Raw genomic sequence first — 1,511 nt, forward strand, 5'->3', positions numbered from 1 at the left:
GTCTAATATATACCCAATAAATTAACGAAAAGGTCGCTGGTTCAAAAACTATATGAACAAAATATCTAAATAAGGAATAAGGTTATATTACATAGTATCTCTATATACCATAATTTAATTATGTAAATTAAAGATTCTAAGAACTTCTACGGAGATCTACCCGTCTGAAAGTTAAACAAGAGCTTAGAATCTTCATATAAGCAACGATAATTTTATTGCAGTAAATTTCGGAATATTCTGAGTTAGTGAAATGATATAAAATCATAAACTAAACCCCTTGATTTTCTTGACTTTTAACAGAGTATATATATAAGTTCATGATTATGGTAAAATATATACATAATCATAAACTCAGAATATTTTTAAGAAGGGAAACAATAGTGAGCTATAATGTACAACCGTTAAGGACAAATGAAGAGATACAAGATTTTCAGTTTTGGCTAAGAAGAACAAGTAATCCGGAAAGAGATAGTTTTTTATTTTTGTTTGGAATCAATAATGGATTACGTATGTCAGATATTATAGGATTAAAAGTTGGAGATATACGAGGCAAAAGTAAGCCTATTATTGTTGAACATAAAACAGGGAAGCGAAAACCGATTTTTATAGATAATTTGAGAGAAGAGATTTTATTATATACTGAAGGTAAAGAAGAAAATGATTGGTTATTTCCGAGTAGGCAACAAGGGCGACATATAACAAGGGATCGTGTCTATCAGATATATGCAGATATAGCAGAAAAATTAGGAAGAGATGATATAGGAACACATACATTAAGAAAAACTTTTGGGTATCACTACTACAAGAAAACTAGAGACATTGCTACATTAATGTTTATTTTTAATCATAGCTCGCAAGCAATTACAAAAAGGTACATTGGTATAACTGAAGACGAAATTGGTGCCTCGTTAAAAGGATTCAAAATTGGATTTTGAATAATACATAACCCCATTCTGATTTTTCGGAATGGGGTTATAAATTAGAATAATTTAGTAATATTGAATAAAATTAAAAAATAACTTTCTTTCTAGTATGTTGATTTATTATTTAATATACGTCATCTTTCTGAAAATATAAGTCAATTTTTGCTTTTATTATTTCATAATATAACTTTGCTTCTTCTGTTTGATATTCTTGTATAAAATGATTAAGAATAACAACCTGGTAATCATTTCTTAATTCTTCAATTAATTGTTCATATTGTAATTTTTTTTGTTTGATAGATAATTGTTGATTCATTTTAGTATTCTGAAAAATATAATTTATTTGTTCTAATGATCTCATTTTTTACCCTCATTCTATTATTTATTGTTGTTATTTATATTTATATATATTTTTTCTTTGTCTTAATATTTCTTATTTAAATAAATATTAAGAGAAAAATGGATTATTAAAGTATCTTTTTTTTAAATAGAGGTATAAAAAAACAGATTTTATTTATTAAACAGTTAAACTATTACAGATAATAGCAAGTTATAAATAACAATATCAAAATGTATACAATAGTAGGT

The 1,511-nt window shown here is 25.3% G+C and carries 2 protein-coding genes; one reads left to right on the forward strand and one right to left on the reverse strand.

Translation table 11 applies throughout. The features are described from left to right. Positions 1 to 380: 380 nt before the first annotated feature. Positions 381 to 935 carry a tyrosine-type recombinase/integrase gene (locus A5816_RS14280; protein WP_081157085.1) on the forward strand — a complete coding sequence of 185 codons (555 nt, stop codon included), beginning with the start codon at positions 381 to 383 and terminating at the stop codon, positions 933 to 935. Between the two features lie 112 nt (positions 936 to 1,047). Here A5816_RS14280 and A5816_RS14285 read toward each other — a convergent pair whose 3' ends face one another. Further along, entirely contained in the window at positions 1,048 to 1,284 is a 237-nt protein-coding gene (locus tag A5816_RS14285) for a hypothetical protein (RefSeq protein ID WP_086311576.1), read from the reverse strand. Positions 1,285 to 1,511 lie beyond the last annotated feature (227 nt).

This window comes from Enterococcus sp. 3G1_DIV0629 (genome assembly GCF_002141285.1).
Lineage (GTDB): Bacteria > Bacillota > Bacilli > Lactobacillales > Enterococcaceae > Enterococcus_B > Enterococcus_B lactis.